Source organism: Pseudomonas sp. AKS31 (genome assembly GCF_023634765.1).
Taxonomy (GTDB): Bacteria; Pseudomonadota; Gammaproteobacteria; order Pseudomonadales; family Pseudomonadaceae; genus Aquipseudomonas.
Window position 1 is genome coordinate 230022 of the sequence record NZ_JAMLFX010000002.1, and the last position, 20559, is coordinate 250580.

Genomic DNA, 20559 nt, shown 5'->3' on the forward strand with positions numbered 1-20559 from the left:
ATGCATTTCAGCGAACTGATGGCTGCCATTTCCACCCATGCGATCCGCCTTCAACAGGAAGATGAAGACCTGGTCATTCTGGGCGGCGACGACGCGCTGGATGACGCGTTGTGGGACAGCCTCGCGGCGCACAAGGCGCAACTGCTGGAGCTGGTCGCCCAACACGGCGGTGACTGGCTGAGCCCGGCCTTTCGCATCACCCCGGACATGCTGCCGCTGGTGAAGCTGAGTCAGGACACCCTTGACCGCATCGTCGCCACGGTGCCCGGTGGCGCCGCCAACGTGCAGGACATCTATCCGCTGTCCGCGTTGCAGGAGGGCATGCTCTATCACCACCTCTCGGCGGTTGCCGGCGATCCTTATATTTCGCAGGCGCGTTTCGTCTTCGACAGTCAGGAACGGCTGGACGCCTTCGCCGACGCGCTGCGCTGGGTGGTAAAACGTCACGACATCCTGCGTACTTCGTTTGTCTGGGAATACCTCGACGAAGCGCTGCAAGTGGTCTGGCGCGAGGCGCCGCTGGTGTGTGAGGAAGTCCCCGTCGACAGGGGCGCCGACGTGCTCACGCAACTGCTCGCACGCCACGACCCGCAGCACTTCCGTCTCGATATGCAGCAGGCACCGTTGCTGCGCCTGGTGTATGCGCAGGATCCGGCGCAGGGCCGCGTAGTCGCGCTGTTGCTGTTTCATCACATGATCATGGATCACGTCGCACTGGATGTGCTGCGCCGGGAAGTTCAAGCCTGCCTGCTCGGGCAGGCCGCGCAAGTGCCTGCGGCCGTGCCGTATCGCGATCACTTGGCCAGGGCACGCAATGCCGGCAATGAGCAGGCACATGAAGCGTTTTTCCGCGACATGCTCGCCGACATCGATGAGCCGACGCTGCCGTGTGGCTTGCAGGATGTGCAGGGCGAAGGCCACGCCATCGAAGAAGCCGCGTTGCTGCTCGACAGCCACCTGAGCCTGCAGTTGCGTGAGCAGGCGCGGCAGCTCGGCGTCAGCGTGGCGAGCCTGACGCATCTGGCCCTGGCGCGGGTGCTCGGGCAATTGTCCGGGCGCACGGCGGTGGTGTTCGGCACTGTGCTGCTGGGGCGGATGGACACGGGCGAGGGCGGCGAGCAAGCGTTGGGCATGTTCATCAACACCTTGCCGCTGCGCGTTGATGTCGGCGAGCAAAGCGTGCGCGCCGGCGTGCGTGCGACCCATCAACGCCTGACTGCGTTGCTGGCGCACGAGCAGGCCTCGCTAGCCCTGGCGCAACGCTGCAGCGCCGTTGCGGTGCCGACGCCACTGTTCAGCGCGATTCTGAACTACCGACACAGCAGCGTTGAGGAAGTGGCGGAAGTGGTCGACATTGCCCCCGGCGTGCAGGTGCTGGGTGCCCGCGAGCGCACCAACTATCCGCTGACCATCAACATCGATGACCTCGGCGCCGATTTGCGCATCACCGCGCTGGCGGATGCAGCGCTGGGGGCCGAGCGCATGGCCGCGTACCTGAACACGGCGCTGGAGAGTCTGCTCGCGGCCCTGCAAACCGGCGCCGATGTGCCGCTGCAAACGGTGCGCATCCTCCCGGCTAGCGAACGCGAACACCTGCTATACGGCGTCAATTCGCCGCTGGCACAGTTCCCGGAAACCCCGCTGATCCACCAGCAATTCGAAGCCCATGCCCAAGTGAGGCCTGACGCCACAGCGCTGATATTCGACGGACAAACCCTCAGTTACGGCGAACTCAATCGTCGCGCCAATCAGGTCGCCCACCATTTGCTGGCGCTGAACATTCGCCCTGACGACCGCGTGGCGATCTGCGTCGAGCGTGGCCCGCAAATGCTCATCGGCCTGCTCGGTGTACTCAAGGCAGGTGCCGGTTACGTGCCGATCGATCCGACCTATCCGCTCGACAGAATCAGCTTCACCTTGCAGGACAGCGCCCCGGCAGCGCTGCTGATGCAGGCGGCGACGCGTGATCGCGTGACCCATCTGAATGTGCCGCAGATCGATCTCGACAGCGCTCACCTCAAGGCCGAACTCGATAGCAATCCGCAGATCCCCGAGCTGAGCCCGGCGCATCTGGCGTACGTGATCTACACCTCCGGCTCCACCGGTCTGCCCAAAGGCGTGATGGTCGAACACCGCAACGTGGCACGGCTGTTCTCCTCCACCCACGATTGGTTCCAGTTCAACCAGCAAGACATCGGGGTGCTGTTCCATTCCTTCGCCTTCGACTTTTCGGTCTGGGAAATCTGGGCCGCTCTGGCGTTCGGCGGACAATTGCTGCTGATCCCGCAAGCCGTCAGCCGCTCGCCGGACGACTGCTATGCATTGCTTTGCCAGACCGGCGTGACTGTGCTCAACCAGACGCCGAGCGCGTTCCGCCAACTGATCGCCGCTCAGGGCCGCAGTCAGCTTCAACACTCGTTGCGGGAAGTGATCTTCGGCGGCGAAGCGCTGGAGCCGGGCTTGCTCAAGCCTTGGTATGCGCGGGTCGGCAATGCCGGAACGCGGCTGGTGAACATGTACGGCATCACCGAAACCACCGTGCACGTGACCTATCGACCGCTGCAAGCCGCCGACGCGCAGTTGCTCGGCGTCAGCCCGATTGGCGTGCGCATTCCCGACCTGCAGCTGTATGTCCTCGATGCGCAGCGTGAACCGGTTCCCGTCGGTGTGATTGGCGAGTTGTACGTCGGTGGCGCGGGTGTGGCGCGCGGTTATCTGAATCGCGAAGCACTGACTGCCGAGCGTTTTATCAATGATCCGTTCAGCGAAAACGCCCAGGCGTGTTTGTATAAAACCGGTGACCTTGCGCGCTGGGCCGCCGATGGCAGCCTCGAATACCTGGGACGCAACGACGACCAAGTGAAGATTCGCGGTTTCCGCATTGAGCTGGGCGAGATCGAAGCGCGCTTGTCTGGTTGCGCAGGCGTGCGTGAAGCCGTGGTGATCGCCCGTGAGGACAGCCCCGGTGATCAGCGGCTGGTCGCGTACTGGCTGGCCGACGAAGGCGCCGCGCCGGATGTGGCACAGTTGCGCGATCAACTGCTGGTTTCGCTGGCTGAGTACATGGTGCCGAGCGCCTTCGTGCGTCTCGAGACTTTCCCGCTGACCGCCAACGGCAAACTCGACCGCAAAGCCTTGCCGGCGCCGGACAGCGAAGCGTTTGCCCGGCGCGGTTTCGAAGCGCCGGTCGGTGCCGTGGAAAATCTGATCGCCGGTCTCTGGCAGACGTTGCTCGGTGTCGAGCAGGTCGGTCGCCACGACAATTTCTTCGAACTCGGCGGTCATTCGCTGCTGGCGGTGAAGCTGATCGAACGCATGCGCCAACAGGATCTGCACTGTGATGTGCGCGTGCTGTTCGGTCAGCCGAGCGTGGCAGCGCTGGCAGCGACCCTGAGCAGCGAACGCGGCATCGTCGTTCCAGACAACCTGATCGAGCCGGGTTGCACGCGCATCACCCCGGCCATGCTGCCGCTGGCCCGTCTCGATCAAGCCGCAATCGGCCGCGTTGTTGCCAGCGTGCCGGGCGGCATCGCCAACGTGCAGGACATCTATGGCCTGGCGCCGTTGCAGGCGGGGATTCTCTATCACCATCTGGCCACCGCTGACGGTGATCCGTATGTGTTGCAGGCGCAATTCGCCTTCGACGGTCTGGCGCAGATCAAAGCGTTCGTTCGAGCCTTGAACGGTGTGATCAAACGTCATGACATCCTGCGCACCGGCATCGTCTGGGAAGGGTTGGAAGAGGCGGTGCAAGTGGTCTGGCGCGAGGCGCCGCTGGCGCTGGAACGTGTCGATGCCGACGAACTCGATGGCGATGTGCTGGAACAGATGCAGGCGCGTTTCGATCCGCGCCACTATCGCCTGGACCTCAATCGCGCGCCGCTGATGCGCTTTGTCTACACCGAAGATCAGCCGCACAACCGCTGGATCGGCATTCTCCTGATGCACCATATCGTCCTCGACCACACCGCACTGGACGTGCTGGTCGCGGAAATGAACGACGTCATGCTTGGCCGCAGCGAGGATCTGCCGCCGCCGGTGCAATACCGCCACTTTGTCGCGCAGGCGCGGCTCGGCGTTGATGAACAGGCCCATGAGGCGTTTTTCCGCGAGATGCTTGGCGATATCGACGAGCCGACCGTGGCCTTCGGTCTGCAGGACGTGCACGGCGACGGCAGCGACATTCTCGACAGTCATTGCGAACTTGATGCCGGCCTCGGTCAACGTCTGCGTGAGCAGGCGCGGCGGCTCGGTGTCAGCGTCGCCAGTCTGGTGCATCAGGCCTGGGCTCAGGTGCTGGCGCAGGTGTCCGGCCAGCAGGACGTGGTGTTCGGCACGGTATTGCTCGGGCGCATGCAGGGCGGCGAAGGCGCAGACCGGGCGCTGGGCATGTTCATCAACACCTTGCCGCTGCGCGTCAGTGTCGGCGCGGATTCGGTAGAGAGCGGCGTGCGAGGCACCCATGCGCGGCTGGCGCAGTTGCTCGGCCACGAGCAAGCCTCGCTGGCACTGGCCCAGCGTTGCAGTGGTGTCGGTGGTGCGCAGGCGCTGTTCAGCACCTTGCTCAATTATCGCCACAGTGCGCCGGAGTCGGCCGCCGTAGCGTGGGACGGCGTGCAGATTCTCAGCTCCCGCGAGCGCAGCAATTATCCGTTGGTGGTCAGCGTCGACGATCTCGGCGAAGGTTTCCGCTTGAGTGTGCAAGCCGTGCCACAGGTGGATGGCGCGCGGGTCTGCGATTTCTTGCAAACCGCGTTGCACAGTCTGGTCACGGCGCTGGAGTACACGCCGAAGGCAGCGTTGCAGCAGCTGTCGATTGTCTCGCCGAGCGAGCGGCAACGGGTGCTGGTCGGCTTCAACATCAGCGGTCGTGAATACCCGCCGGCGCAGACCGTGCCGCGCCTGTTCGAAGCGCAAGTGGCCGCGCAGCCCGAGGCGCTGGCGGTGGTGCAGGGCGAGCAACAGCTCAGCTATGGCGAACTGAATCAGCGCGCCAATCGCCTGGCCCATCACTTGCTCGGCCTCGGCGTGCAGGTCGACGACCGTGTTGCGCTGTGCCTGCGTCGTGGCCCGGACATGCTCGTTGCGCTGCTGGCGATTCTCAAGGCCGGTGCCGGTTACGTGCCGATCGATCCGGATTACCCGGCAGAGCGCATCGCCTACCTGTTGCACGACAGCGATCCGATCGCGGTATTGGCGCAGGCTTCGACACGCGACCTGCTCGGCGTTGTCCCCGTCATCGATCTGGATGCCGGCGACTGGCAGCACTTGCCTGACAGCAACCCCACACTGTCCAGGCTGACCCCGGCGAATCTGGCCTACGTGATTTACACCTCCGGTTCCACCGGGCAACCGAAAGGCGTGATGGTCGAGCACCGCACCCTGGAAAACCTCGTGCACTGGCATGCCGAAGCTTTCGATCTGCAGGCCGGCAGCCACACCGCCAGCGTCGCCGGTTGCGGTTTCGATGCCATGGCCTGGGAAGTCTGGCCGGCGCTGTGCGTCGGCGCGACCGTGCATCTGCCACCGCCCGCGATCGGCAATGAACATCTCGATGAAATGCTCGAGTGGTGGCGTGGGCAGCCGTTGCAGGTGAGTTTCCTGCCGACCCCGGTGGCGGAATACGCCTTCAGCCGTGAACTGGGTCATCCGACCCTGCGCACATTGCTGATCGGTGGCGACAAGTTGCGCCAGTTGCCGCGTGATCAGGCGTTTGACGTGATCAATAACTACGGCCCGACCGAAGCCACGGTGGTGGCGACGTCCGGGCGCGTCGAGACTGGGCAAGTTCTGCACATCGGCCGGCCGATCGCCAATGCCCGGATTTATCTGCTCGACCGTCAGCAACAACCTGTGCCGACTGGCGTGCAAGGCGAGTTGTATGTCGGCGGCGCCGGGGTTGCGCGCGGTTATCTGAATCGCCCGGAACTGACCGCTGCGCACTTTCTCGACGACCCGTTCAGCGACGAGCCCCACGCACGGATGTACCGCACCGGCGACCTCGCGCGTTGGCTCGCGGACGGCAATATCGAATACCTGGGCCGCAACGACGATCAGGTGAAACTGCGCGGCGTGCGCATTGAACTCGGCGAAATCGAAGCAGCGCTGAGCGCTCACGACGCGGTGCGCGAATGCGTGGTGTTGGTGCGTGATGGACGTCTGGTCGCCTGGTTTACCACCATCGAATCCGTCGAGATCGGCGATTTGCACCAGCATCTGCAAGCGCGACTGCCGGATACTTTGGTGCCTGCGGCTTATGTGCGCCTGGACAGCTTGCCGCTGACCGCCCACGGCAAACTCGACCGCAAGGCCTTGCCCGAACCGGATCAGGATGCGTGGCTCAGCCGTGAATATGAAGCGCCACAAGGTCCGGTCGAAACAGCGTTGGCGCAGATCTGGGCCGACGTCCTCAACATCGAGCAGATCGGCCGTCACGACAATTTCTTCGAACTCGGCGGCCATTCGCTGTTGGCGGTGAGCCTGATCGAGCGCATGCGTCAGGCCGGTCTGAGCGCCGATGTGCGCGTGCTGTTCAACCAGCCGAGTCTGGCCGCACTGGCGCGAGCCTTGGGCAGTGGCCGGGAAATCGCAGTGCCGGCCAATCTGATTGCGGCCGATTGCACGCACATCACTCCGGACATGCTGACCCTGACCACGCTGGATCAGGCCAGTATCGAGCGTATCGTCGCGACGGTGCCGGGCGGTGCGGCCAACGTGCAGGACATTTATCCGCTGGCACCGTTGCAGGAAGGCATTCTTTATCACCACCTCAGTGCCAAACAGGGCGATCCGTACCTGCTGCAATCGCGTCTGGCCTTCGACAGCCTTGAACGTTTGCACAGCTTCGCCGAGCACTTGCAGCAGGTCATCGCCCGTCACGACATTCTGCGCACCAGTGTGGTCTGGGAAGGTTTGCCCAGCCCGCATCAGGTGGTCTGGCGCGTGGCGCAGATGGTTGTGCAGCAAGTGCTGCCGGATCCGCAGGACGGCGACATGCTTGAGCAGTTGCACGCGCGTTTCGACGCACGGCATTACCGCCTCGACCTGAGCGCTGCGCCGCTGATCCGCATGGTCTACGCCGAGGATCCGTTGCACCAGCAAGTGGTCGCCATCGTGCTGTTCCATCACTCGATTCTCGACCACACCGCCATGGACGTGATCGGTCGGGAAATGCACGCGTTGATGTTCGAACAACTCGACACGCTGACGCCGCCGATGCCGTATCGCAATTACGTGGCGCAGGCCTGCCTGGGCGCCGATGAGCAGGAACATGAAGCGTTCTTCCGCGACATGCTCGGCGATATCGACGAGCCGACCTTGCCCTTCGGTCTGCAGGATGTTCAGGGCGATGGGCGCGGCATCGAAGAAGCGCTGCAACCGCTCGATGCCGCGCTCAATCTACGTCTGCGCGAACAGGCGCGGCAGTTGGGCGTCAGCCCGGCGAGCCTGATGCACATGGCCTGGGCGCAGGTGCTGGGCGTGGTCTCCGGGCGTCGCGACGTGGTCTTCGGCACCGTGTTGATGGGGCGCATGCAGGGTGGCGAGGGCGCTGACCGCACGTTGGGCGTGTTCATCAATACTCTGCCGCTGCGGGTCGATCTCGCTGAAAGCGTGCGCGCCGGGGTGAAAACCACTCACGCACGGCTGACGGCGCTGCTCGCTCATGAACACGCGTCGCTGGCGCTGGCTCAACGCTGCAGCGGCATGTCGGGTTCCGCGCCGCTGTTCAGCGCCTTGCTCAATTACCGGCACAGCGCTGCTGAACAGCAGCCGCGCGACGGCCAGGGGATCTGGCAAGGCGTGCGCATGCTCGGCGGCGAGGAGCGCAGCAATTATCCGCTGACCCTGTCGGTGGATGATCTGGGCGACGGTTTTGCCCTGGACGTGCTGGCGCTCGCCGAGATCGGTGCACAGCGGATCTGCAACTACATGCACACCGCACTGGAACATCTGGTGCAAGCGCTGGAGCAGCAGCCCCGGACGCCACTCAATCAGCTGCCGATTCTGTCGCTGCCGGAGCAGACGCGACTGCTGGTGGATTTCAACCGGAGTGCTGTCGCGTTTCCCCGTGGCGCAACCCTTCATGCGCTGGTCGAGACTCAAGCGGCGCAACGCGCGGATGCGCTGGCCGTGGTGCAGGGCGGGCAAGCGTTGACCTACGGCCAGCTCAATCAACGCGCCAACCGTCTGGCCTACCATCTGCTCAGCCTTGGCGTGCAGCCTGACGACCGCATCGCCGTGTGCGTGCGGCGCAGTCCGCAGATGCTGGTGGCGCTGCTGGCGATCCTCAAGTCGGGCGCCGCTTATGTGCCGGTCGACCCGGCGTACCCGGCGGAGCGCATTGCTTACCTGCTTGCGGACAGCGCTCCGTTGGCGGTTCTGGCCGAGGCCTCGACGCGTGATTGTCTCGGTGCCGTGCCGGTGATCGATCTCGATAGCCGTGACTGGGCGCAGCTGCCGGACAGCAATCCGCGAGTACCGACGCTGACCCCGGCGCATCTGGCCTATGTGATCTACACCTCGGGTTCTACCGGCCAGCCGAAAGGCGTGATGGTCGAACACGCGACGCTGGAAAACCTCGTGCACTGGCACAACCGCGCTTTTGACCTGCACGCCGGCAGCCACACGGCGAGTGTCGCCGGCTTCGGTTTCGATGCGATGGCGTGGGAAGTCTGGCCGGCGCTGTGTGTCGGCGCGACCCTGCATCTGCCGCCGCAAACGGTGAGCAACGAGCATCTGGATGAGTTGCTGGCGTGGTGGCGTGCGCAGCCGTTGCAGGTGAGTTTCCTGCCGACGCCGGTCGCCGAATACGCCTTCAGTCGCGACCTCGGCCACCCGACCTTGCGCACGCTGTTGATCGGTGGTGACAAACTGCGGCAGTTCCCGCGTGAACAGACCTTCGCGGTGATCAATAACTACGGCCCGACCGAAGCCACGGTGGTTGCCACCTGCGGCGCGGTGGAGGTCGGGCAGGTGCTGCATATCGGTCGGCCGATGGCCAACGCGAAGATTTACCTGCTCGACGACCAGCAGCGTCCAGTGCCGGTCGGCGTCGCCGCTGAGTTGTATGTCGGTGGTGCCGGTGTGGCGCGCGGTTATCTGCATCGCCCCGAGCTGAGCGCCGAACGCTTCCTCGACGACCCGTTCAGCGACGCACCGCTGGCGCGCATGTACCGCACCGGCGACCTCGCACGCTGGCTTGCCGACGGCAACATCGAATACCTGGGGCGTAACGATGATCAGGTCAAGCTGCGCGGCGTGCGTATCGAACCGGGTGAAATCGAAGCGGCGTTGAGCGCTCACGAGGCTGTGCAGGATTGCGTGGTGCTGGTGCGCGACGGGCAGTTGCTGGCGTGGTTTACCGAACGTCTGAGCGTCGAGATCGAGGATTTGCGCCGTCATCTGCAAGCGCAGTTGCCGCAAGCCCTGGTGCCCGCCGCTTACGTGTGCCTGCCAGCACTGCCGCTGACCGCCAACGGCAAACTCGACCGCAAGGCCCTGCCGGAGCCGGATCAAACGGCGTGGCTGAGCCGCGAATACGCCGCGCCGCAAGGTTCGGTGGAAGTCGAGCTGGCACAGATCTGGTCGGACGTCCTCAAGGTCGAACAGGTCGGCCGTCACGACAACTTCTTCGAACTGGGCGGGCATTCCTTGCTGGCGGTGACGCTGATCGAACGCATGCGTCAGGCCGATCTGAGCACCGATGTGCGTGTGCTGTTCAGTCAACCGACGCTGGCCGCGCTGGCGGCGGCGGTGGGCAGCGGCCGCGAGGTCGTCGTGCCGGAGAACATTATTGCGGTCAACTGCACGCACATCACCCCGGACATGCTGCCGCTGGTGCAACTGGATCAGGCCAGCATCGAGCGTATCGTCGCCACGGTGCCGGGTGGCGCGGCCAACGTGCAGGACATTTATCCGTTGGCGCCGTTGCAGGAAGGGATTCTGTATCACCACCTCAGCGCCGCGCAGGGCGATCCGTACCTGCTGCAATCGTGTCTGGCGTTCGACAGCCTCGAGCGATTGCAAGGGTTCGCGGCGGCGTTGCGTCAGGTCATGACGCGCCACGACATCTTGCGCACTTCCGTGGTCTGGCAAGGCTTGACGACGCCAGTGCAGGTGGTTTGGCGCCGTGCCGAGCTGCCGGTTCAGGCTGTGGCGCTGGAGCCTGCGCAGGGTGAGGCCATCGATCAGTTGCGTGGGCGCTTCGACGCACGGCACTGGCGTCTGGACCTGGATCAGGCACCACTGCTGCGTCTGGTGTATGCCCTCGATCCGGCCAATCAACGCGTGGTTGCCATGCTGTTGTTCCACCACATCGCCATGGACCACACCGCGATGGCGGTGGTCAGTGAAGAAATGCAGGCGATTTTGCAGGGCGGTGAGCAGTTGCCGGAGGCAGCGGTGCCATACCGCAATTATGTTGCGCAGACTCGTCTTGGCGTCAGCGAACAGGAGCACGAAGTGTTCTTCCGCGAGATGCTCGGCGACATTGACGAACCGACACTGCCGTTTGGCCTGCAGGATGTGCACGGCGACGGCAATGACATCGAGGAAGTCTGCCAGCCACTGCCGGCCTTGGTGGCGCAGCGTTTGCGCAGTCAGGCGCGGTTGCTCGGCGTCAGCGTCGCCAGCCTGTTCCATCTCGCTTGGGCACAGGTGCTGGCGGCAACGTCGGGTCAGGAGCGGGTGGTGTTCGGTACGGTGCTGTTGGGTCGCATGCAGGGCGGCGCGGGCGCGGATCGCGGTCTGGGCATGTTCATCAACACCTTGCCATTGCGCGTGGATGTCGACGAAACCACCGTGCGCGCCGGGGTCAAGGCGACCCATGCGCGACTCAGTGCGTTGTTGGCTCACGAACATGCGTCGCTGGCATTGGCCCAGCGTTGCAGCGGTGTCGCGGCGCCGTCACCACTGTTCAGCGCAATGCTCAATTACCGTCATAGCGACAGCGAAGCTCAGCAAAAGACCAAGCGTGAGGCCTGGCAGGGCATCGAATCCCTGGCCGGCGAGGAGCGCACCAATTACCCGTTGACCCTCAACGTCGACGATCTGGGCAGCGGCTTCCAACTGACAGTGATGACACCGTCGCGCATTGGTGCGGCACGCCTCGGCCAGTACATGCACAACGCGCTGATCGCGCTGGTTGAAGCGTTGGAGCAAACACCTCAGCAAGCGTTGAATCGCCTGACGGTGTTGGCGGACGAGGAGCGGCAGGCGTTGCTGTTCGGCCTCAACGACACCGCCGTCGATTACGACTTGCAGCAAACGCTGCACGGCCTGTTCGAAGCGCAGGTGCAGCGCACGCCGCAGGCTGTGGCCGTTGTCGCCGGTGATCAGGCATTGAGCTACACGCAGCTGAACGAGCGCGCCAACCGTTTGGCCGGGCATTTGATCAGCCTTGGCGTGCAGGTGGATGCGCGGGTGGCGATCTGCGTCGAACGCAGCCTGGAAATGGTCATCGGCCTGCTGGCGATCAACAAGGCCGGTGCCGCGTATGTGCCGCTGGACCCGGCCTATCCGTCGGAGCGCCTCGCTTACATGCTCGAGGACAGTGCGCCGGCCGTGGTGCTGGTGCACGGGGCGACTCGCGCGTTGCTGGGGGACATCGCCGCACCCGTGGTCGATCTTGACCAGGACACTTGGCAATCGTTGTCTGCCGACAATCCACAAATCCCGGCGCTGACGCCACAACACAGCGCCTACGTGATCTACACCTCCGGCTCGACCGGCCAGCCGAAAGGCGTGGTCAACGAACACACCGGGGTGGTCAACCGTTTGCTATGGATGCAGGACGCCTATCGCCTGAACGCTGCCGATTCGGTGCTGCAGAAAACCCCGTTCAGTTTCGACGTGTCGGTGTGGGAATTCTTCTGGCCGCTGATGACCGGCGCGCGCCTGGTCATGGCGCAGCCCGGCGGGCACAAGGATCCGCACTACCTGAGCGAAGTGATCGAGCGCGAACACATCACTACGCTGCACTTTGTGCCGTCGATGCTCGATGTGTTCCTCGCCAACAGCGACACCACACGCTGCGATAGCCTGCGGCAGGTGATGTGCAGCGGTGAGGCGTTGCCGGGCAGTCTGGTGCGGCGCTTCAAGCTGCAATTGCCGGGTTGCGTGTTGCATAACCTGTACGGCCCGACCGAAGCCGCCGTCGACGTAACCGCGTGGGCCTGCGCCGGCTCCATCGAGCAGACCCCGGACAACACGCCAATCGGCAAACCGATCGCCAACACCCGCATGTACATCCTCGATGCGCAGCAGCAACCGGTGCCGCAAGGCGTGATCGGCGAGCTGTACATCGCCGGTGTGCAGGTGGCGCGCGGTTATCTGAACCGGCCGCAACTGATGGCCGAACGCTTCCTCGAGGATCCGTTTCATCCGCACGGGCGCATGTACCGCACCGGTGACGTCGCGCGCTATCGGCCGGACGGCAATATCGAATACCTGGGGCGTAACGATGATCAGGTGAAGATCCGTGGCTTGCGCATCGAATTGGGCGAAATTCAGGCGCGCCTGGCCCAGATCCATGGTGTGCAGGAAGCCGTGGTGCTGGCCCGTGAAGACGCGCCCGGCGACAAACGTCTGGTCGCGTACTACACCGGCGAACGGCTGGAAATCGACCTGCTGCGCAGTCAACTGCTCGAGCATTTGCCGGATTACATGGTGCCTGCGGTGTTCGTGCATCTCGATCGTTTGCCGCTGAGCCCGAACGGCAAACTCGACCGCAAGGCCTTGCCGGCACCGGATCAGCAATCGCTGAAAACCCGCGAATACGAAGCCCCGGTCGGCGAAGTCGAAATCACCCTGGCACGGCTCTGGGCGGAACTGCTCAACGTCGAGCGGGTAGGGCGTCAGGACCATTTCTTTGAGTTGGGTGGTCACTCGCTGCTGGCGGTCAGTCTGATCGGCCGGTTGCGTCAGGAAGGCATGGAAGCCGATGTCAGGTCGCTGTTCGAACATCCGACCCTGGCCGGCTACGCCGCAATTACGGAAAGAATGGAGATCGTCCTGTGAACGTGATCGAACTGTTGGCCACATTGAAGGCTAAAGACATCCAACTGGCGGTCACCGATGATCAGCTGCTGGTGAACGGCAACAAACAGGCGTTGAGCGATCCGGCGCTGCTGGCTGCGCTACGCGAACACAAACCGGCGCTGATCGAACTGATCAAGGCCGGGCACTACTCGGCGACCAAGGCCGGTCAGGTCGAGGTGCCAGCCAACGGCATCGCAGCCGACGCCACGCAGATCAACCCGTCGATGCTGACCCTGGTCGAACTGGATCAGACCAGCATCGACCACCTCGTGGCGCAAGTGCCCGGCGGCGCGGCGAATGTCCAGGACATCTACCCGCTGGCGCCGTTGCAGGAAGGCATTCTTTATCACCACGTCAGTGGCGGCGAAGGCGATCCGTATGTGATGCAGTCACAATTCGCCTTTGCCAGCCGCGAACGCTTTCAGGCGTTCGCGCAAGCGTTGCAAACGGTGATCGATCGCCATGACATCCTCCGCACCTCTGTGCACTGGCAGGGCCTGGATGCCCCGGTGCAGGTGGTCTGGCGCCGCGCCGAGCTGCCAGTGGAAGAGGTCATCGTCCCTGACGCCGACAGCGACGTGCTGGCGTACCTGCACCAGCGGTTCGACGCCCGACACTTTCGCCTCGAAGTCAGCCGTGCGCCGCTCATGCGTCTGGCCCATGCCTGGGATGACGCCGGGCAACGGGTGATTGCGACGCTGCTGTTCCATCACATGGCCCTCGACCACTCGGCCCTCGACGTGGTGCGGCATGAAATGCGCGCCTGCCTCAGCGGGCAGCGCGAGTTGTTGGGGCGGCCGGTGCCGTTTCGCAATTACGTGGCACAGGCGCGGCTGGGTGTCAGCGAAGCCGAGCATGAGGTGTTTTTCCGCGAGATGCTCAGCGACATCGATGAGCCGACGTTGCCGTACGGTTTGCAGGATGTGCAGGGTGACGGCAGCGAAATTGCCGAACTGAGCCAGCCGATCGAACCGCTGTTGGGCCAGCGTTTGCGCGCCCAGGCACGCCAGCTCGGGGTCAGTGCCGCGAGCCTGTTTCACCTCGGTTGGGCGCAGGTGTTGGCCGCGTTGACCGGCAAGCAACACGTGGTGTTCGGCACGGTGCTGATGGGGCGCATGCAAGGCGCCGAGGCGGTCGACCGGGCGCTGGGAATTTTCATCAACACCTTGCCGTTGCGGGTGAATGTCGACAGCGCTGATGTGCGCGCCGCCGTCAACGCCACCCACGCGCGGCTGACCACGCTGATGCGCCATGAATACGCGCCGCTGGCCCTGGCCCAGCGCTGCAGCAACGTGGTCGCGCCGACGCCGCTGTTCAGCACGCTGCTCAATTATCGCCACAGCCACAACGTCACCACGGCCAGCGCTGAAACGCTGGCGGCGTGGGAGGGCATTGCCACCCTGCACTCCGAGGAACGTACCAACTATCCGCTGACCCTGAGCGTCGATGACCTCGGCGACGCGTTCAGTCTGACGTTGCTGGCGAGCACGCAGATCGACCCGCAGCGGATCTGCGCCTACATGCACTGTGCACTCGAAAACCTGCTGCTGGCACTCGAGCAGGCGCCGCAAACGCCGGTCAATCAACTGTCGGTTCTGCCGGCCGTGGAGCTTGAGCAAGTGCTGGTCGGCTTCAACGCTACGCACATGAATTTCCCGCCGACCCAGCCCCTGCAACAACGCTTTGAAGCTCAAGTTGCGCAGCGGCCGGAAGCGCTGGCGGCAGTGTTTGCCGATGCGCAATTGACCTACGCCGAGCTCAACCGTCACGCCAATGCCCTGGCGCATCATCTGATCGAGCGCGGCGTCAAACCCGATGATCGGGTGGCCATCGTCGCCCGCCGCGGTCTCGATACGCTGATCGGGCTGGTCGCCATTCTCAAGGCCGGCGCCGCTTACGTGCCGGTCGATCCGGCGCACCCTGCCGAGCGCTTGCACTATCTGCTCAGCGACAGCACTCCGGTTTTGGTCCTCACCCAAACCGATCTGCGTGCGCGCTTGCCGGCGCTGGACGTACCGGTGATCGACCTCGACCGTTGTACCTGGCCACTGACCTGCACCTTCGACCCGCAGGTGCCGGGCCTGACCGCTTCACACCTCGCGTATGTGATCTACACCTCCGGCTCCACCGGCCTGCCCAAAGGCGTGATGGTCGAGCATCAGACCCTGAACAATCTGGTCGATTGGCACTGCACGGCCTTCGACCTGTGTGCCGGTCGCCACACCTCAAGCCTCGCCGGTTTCGGGTTCGACGCGATGGCCTGGGAAGTCTGGCCGGCCCTGTGCGCAGGTGCGACCTTGCACCTGGCGCCGAACCACGATGGCAACGAAGACATCGATGCGCTGCTGGCGTGGTGGTGCGCACAACCGCTGGACGTGAGTTTTCTGCCGACGCCGGTGGCCGAATACGCTTTCAGCCAGAACCTCGAACACCCGACCCTGCGCACGCTGCTGATCGGCGGCGACCGCTTGCGCCAGTTCAATCGCAACCAGCATTTCGACGTGATCAACAACTATGGTCCGACGGAGGCCACGGTGGTCGCAACATCGGGTCGAGTCGACAGCGGCGACGCGTTGCACATCGGTAAACCGGTAAGCAACGCCACGGTGTACTTGCTCGATGAACACCTGCGCCCGGTGCCGTTGGGCGTGGCGGGCGAACTCTACGTCGGCGGCGCCGGCGTCGCCCGTGGCTATTTGAACCGCCCGCAAATGACTGCCGAGCGCTTTCTGCGTGACCCGTTCAGCCGTTTGCCGAGCGCGCGCATGTACCGCACTGGTGACCTCGCACGCTGGCGCGAAGACGGTACGCTCGAGTACCTGGGGCGCAACGACGATCAGGTGAAAATCCGTGGCGTGCGAATCGAACTGGGCGAAATCGAAACCTGCCTCAATCAGTTGCCGGGGATTCAGGAAGCCGTGCTGCTGGCCCGTGAAGACCAACCCGGCCAGCCGCGTCTGGTGGCGTACTTCACCGAGCAGGCGCAGGTCGAAACGCTGCCGGTCGGCGAGCTGCGTGCGCAATTATTGAGCCGCTTGCCGGAGTACATGGTGCCGGTGGCGTTCGTCAAACTCGCCGCGTTGCCGTTGACCGCCAATGGCAAGGTCGACCGCAAAGCCTTGCCGGCGCCGGAGCTGTCGGCGTTGTTCACCCGCGAATACGCGGCGCCCGAAGGCGAGGTGGAAAACGCGCTGGCACAGATCTGGGCCGAGGTGCTGCAGGTCGAGCGGGTCGGGCGTCAGGATCACTTTTTCGAACTCGGCGGCCATTCGCTGCTGGCGATGCGCATGGTTTCGCAAGTGCGGCAACGGCTCGGCGTCGAACTGGCACTGACTGAACTGTTCGCCAACGCCGAACTGGCGGCGGTCGCGGCGGTACTGAGTGCGGCCGGGCGCTGCACGCAACCGGAGATTGTGCCGGTGCCGCGTGACGGCGCCTTGCCGCTGTCGTTCGCCCAGCAACGCCTGTGGTTTCTGGCGCAAATGGAAGGCGCCAACACCGCGTACAACATTCCCGTGGCCCTGCGTTTGCGTGGCCGCCTCGACGACGCTGCGCTTCAGCGTGCACTGGCGCGGATCGTTGCCCGTCATGAAACCCTGCGCAGCCGTTTCGCCCAGTTCAATGATCAGGCACAGGTGCTGATTGCCCCGGTCGACAGCGGCCTGTTGCTGCGCGTCGAAGACCTGCGCCAACATTCGCAACCCGAGCAAGCCTTGCAGGCGCTGATTCAGGGCGAAGCGTCCGGGCCGTTCGATTTGCAGGATGACGCGCTGATTCGCGGACGCCTGGTGCGGCTGGCCGACGATCATCATGTGCTGTTGTTGACCCTGCACCACATCATCTCCGATGGCTGGTCGATGGGCGTGCTGACCCGTGAACTGATGGCGTTGTATCAGGCGTTCAGCCATGGCCAGCCGGATCCACTGCCGCCGCTGACCCTGCAATACAGCGATTACGCGGTGTGGCAGCGGCGCTGGCTCAGTGGCGAGGTGTTGCAGCGCCAGAGCGAATACTGGCAGCAGACGCTGGCGGGCGCTCCGGCGCTGTTGACGCTGCCGACTGACCGTGTGCGCCCGGCACAGCAGGATTACGCCGGCAGCACCGTCGAGGTGGTGCTCGACGAACGCCTGAGCGCCGGGCTCAAGGCCTTGGCCCAGCGTCACGGCGTGACCATGTACATGCTTATGCTAGGTGCCTGGGCGAGCCTGTTGAGTCGTTTGTCCGGGCAAGCCGAAGTGATCATCGGTTCGCCGGTGGCCAATCGCACGCGGGCCGAGATCGAAGGTCTGATCGGCATGTTCGTCAATACTCTGGCCCTGCGTATCGATACCTCGGGCGCGTTGAGCAGCGAAGCGCTGCTGGCGCAGGTCAAAGCGCGAACACTGCAAGCCCAGGCGCATCAGGATCTGCCGTTCGAACAGGTGGTGGAAATCACCCGGCCTGCGCGAAGCATGGCGCACAGCCCGTTGTTCCAGGCCATGTTCAGTTGGGACAGTGGCCACGGTGCCAGCCTGAGTCTCGGCGAGCTGACGCTGCAAAGCGTTGCCGAACCCAGCCACTTTGCCAAATTCGATCTGTCACTGACGCTGGCAGAGGCGCCGGACGGGATTCGAGGTGTGCTGGAGTACGCCATTGCCTTGTTCGATGAGTCGACCATTCAACGTTACGTCGGCTACTTCCGGTGCCTGTTGCAGGCGATGGTCAGCAATGATCAAGCGGTGTTGGAGCAGGTGACGTTGTTGGCCGACGACGAGCGTCAGCACTTGCTGGTTGATCTGAACGCCACCGCTGTCACCCACGATCTTGAGCAGACCGTTCATGGCCGCTTCGAGACGCAGGTGTTGCGCACGCCAGACGCGGATGCCGTGGTGGCCGGTGAGTTGCGTTTGAGTTACGCCGAGTTGAACCGTCGCGCCAACCAGCTCGCCCATCACCTGCGCCAGTGCGGTGTGGACAGTGATGCGCGGGTGGCGATCTGCGTCGAGCGCGGGCCGGAGTTGCTGGTCGGTCTGCTGGCGATTCTCAAGGCCGGCGGCGCTTATGTGCCGCTCGATCCGGGTTATCCCGCCGAACGTCTGGCCTACATGCTTGAGGACAGCGCGCCCGTGACGGTGCTGGTGCATGCGCCGACGCGTGCGCTGATCGGCAAGTGGGCCGGCGTGCGGGTCGATTTCGACGAGTGCAACTGGCAAGACCTTGCGCAGAGCAATCCGCAGGTGCCAGGCCTGAGCGCGGCAAATCTGGCCTATGTGATTTACACCTCCGGCTCCACCGGCAAGCCGAAAGGCGTGATGGTCGAGCACCGCAACCTGGGCAATCTGCTGCACTGGAGCGCCAGCCTATGCCCACTTTCAACCGGCGCCGCGCTGCTGCAGAAAACCCCGTTCAGTTTCGACGCCTCGGTGTGGGAGCTGTTCTGGCCGTTGAGTTGCGGCATGCGTCTGGTCCTCGCAGGCCCGGACGACCACCGCGATCCGGCCGCGCTGGTGCAGCTGATTCGTGAGCAACAGGTCAATGTCATCCAGTTCGTACCGGCGCTGTTGCAGCAATTCCTTGAAGTGGAAGAAGTATGTGAATGCAGCAGCCTGACCGATGTGTTCTGTGGCGGCGGTGAGCTGACGGCTGCGTTGGTGCGCAGCGTCCGCGAGCGTCTGCCGCAGGTGCGCCTGCACAACGTTTATGGCCCGACCGAAGCCACCGTCGACAGCACCGTGTGGACGCTGGAGCCTCATTCGCCGGTACCGCAAGGCGCGCCACCGATTGGCAAACCGCTGTGCAATACCCGCGTGTATATCCTTGACGCTCACCAGCAACCGACGCCGCTGGGTGTGGTCGGCGAGATGTATCTGGGTGGCGTGCAAGTGACGCGGGGTTATCTGAATCGGCCTGAGCTGACGGCCGAACGCTTCCTCGACGATCCGTTCAGTGATCAGCCTGGCGCGCGTATGTACCGCACCGGCGACGTCGTACGCTATCTCGCCGATGGCAATATCGAGTACCTGGGGCGCAACGACGATCAGGTCAAGATCCGTGGTTTGCGTATCGAACTGGGCGAGATTCAGGCGCATCTGGCGCAGGTCGACGGTGTGCGCGAAGCGGCCGTGCTGGCCCGTGAAGACGTGCCGGGCGATCAGCGGCTGGTGGCGTATTACAGCGGCGAGCTACTGGAAACAGATCAGCTACGCAGTCAATTACTCACACATCTGCCGGATTACATGGTGCCTGCCGTGTTTGTGCATGTGCAGGCCTTGCCGCTGAGTCCCAACGGTAAACTGGATCGCCAGGCCTTGCCGGCTCCCGACCAGTCGGCGCTACTGACCCGCGAGTACGAAGCCCCGATCGGTGAAGTCGAAACCGTCATAGCCGGTCTCTGGGCCGAGCTGCTTAAGGTCGAGCGAGTAGGGCGCTTTGATCATTTCTTCGAACTGGGCGGCCACTCGTTGATGGCGGTCAATCTGGTGGCGCGCATGCGTCGGGCCGGTCTGTCGGCGGATACTCGTGTGCTGTTCGGCCAGCCGACCTTGGCCGCGCTCGCAGCGGCAGTGGGTGGAGAACCCGAAGCGGCGGTGCCGGCGAATCTTGTTCCGGCGGACTGCACGCGCATCACGCCTGATTTGTTGCCACTGGTGGCGCTGGACCAAACGACGATTGACCGCATCGTCGCGAGTGTCCCCGGCGGTGCGCGCAACGTGCAGGACATCTACCCGCTGGCGCCGTTGCAGACCGGCATCCTGTTCCATCACCTGTCGGCCGCGCAGGGCGATCCGTATGTGCTGCAGGCGCAGTTTGCCTTTGCTGACGAACAGCGTTTGCAGGTATTCACCGATGCACTGCAACGGGTGATCGAACGCCATGACATTCTGCGCACTTCGCTGTTCTGGGAGGGGCTGGATGAGCCGGTGCAAGTGGTCTGGCGTGAGGCTTCGCTGAGCTGCGAGGCATTGCAGCTGGACGGCGAAGCGGGTGATGCGCTGAGCCAGTTGCGGCGCCGCTTCACCATCGATAACTACCGCATGCCCGTCACCGAGGCGCCGCTGATGCGCGTGGTGTACAGCCGCGATGAGCCCCATCAACGCATCGTGGCGTTGCTGCTGTTCCATCACCTGGTGATGGATCACGTGGCGCTGGAGGTGTTGCAGCACGAGATGCAGGCGTTCCTGCTCGGCAACGCCGGACAACTGAGCGAGCCAGTGCCGTACCGCAATTACGTGGCGCACACCCGTTGCGGCCTGACCGAGCACGAGCACGCCAGTTTCTTCGGCGAGATGCTCGGCGCTGTTGATGAGCCGACCTTGCCCTACGGGCACAATCTGGCCAGCGACGGCCCCGCACAAGAGGCGCAACTGGACCTGGAAAGCGCACTGAGCCACAGCGTACGTCAGCAGGCTCGGCGCCTGGGTGTCAGCGCCGCCAGCTTGATGCACCTCGCCTGGGCGCAGGTGCTGGGGCAATTGTCTGGACGCGACGCCGTCGTATTCGGCACGGTGTTGCTCGGCAGATTGCAGGGCGGTGAAGGGTCGG

The 20559-nt window shown here is 64.0% G+C and carries 2 protein-coding genes (1 of these 2 cut by a window edge); both read left to right on the top strand.

Annotated features, from left to right (window positions below; all coding sequences use genetic code 11):
* Entirely contained in the window at window positions 1-13017 is a 13017-nt protein-coding gene (locus M9827_RS07145; RefSeq protein ID WP_250604613.1) for a non-ribosomal peptide synthetase, read from the top strand.
* Window positions 13014-20559, top strand: partial view of a non-ribosomal peptide synthase/polyketide synthase gene (locus tag M9827_RS07150; RefSeq protein WP_250604615.1) — the 5' end (the start) only. 10298 nt of this gene lie beyond the right edge of the window; the window shows 7546 of its 17844 coding nt (coding positions 1-7546); the start codon lies at window positions 13014-13016; its stop codon lies off the right edge, out of view. Before M9827_RS07145 ends, M9827_RS07150 begins: the two co-directional genes overlap by 4 nt.